General features: G+C 33.1%; 1 protein-coding gene. It reads right to left on the bottom strand.

Translation table 11 applies throughout. From position 1 onward, the window contains the following. Positions 1 to 242: hypothetical protein (locus tag SB822_RS60150; RefSeq protein WP_410859519.1), on the bottom strand; the 242-nt coding region annotated here is incomplete at both ends.

The following is a 242-nucleotide window of genomic DNA, read 5'->3' as shown; positions in this document are numbered from 1 at the left end:
AAAAATTTCTTTAAGGTTTCTAAAAGTAGAACTTACTACAGTTCTTGAAGCTTGTCCTTGCCCAATCGCATTAGTCAGTTTTGTTTTTATTACATATTCATTATCAACTAAACTTAATGATGGCTTTCTAAGCCCTGGTTTCCCATTCAATGGTCTATATTCTGTTTCAAGGTTTGCTTCAAGACAGTCTTGCAAGGTTGCTTTCTCTACTTTTATTGTTCTCTCACCATTTTTTGAATCAT

Origin of the sequence: Paraburkholderia sp. SIMBA_054 (assembly GCF_046534875.1) — a bacterium.
Lineage (GTDB): Bacteria > Pseudomonadota > Gammaproteobacteria > Burkholderiales > Burkholderiaceae > Paraburkholderia > Paraburkholderia hospita.
The sequence above is the reverse complement of the archived record's forward strand: the minus strand, read 5'-3'. Positions and strand labels throughout refer to the sequence as shown.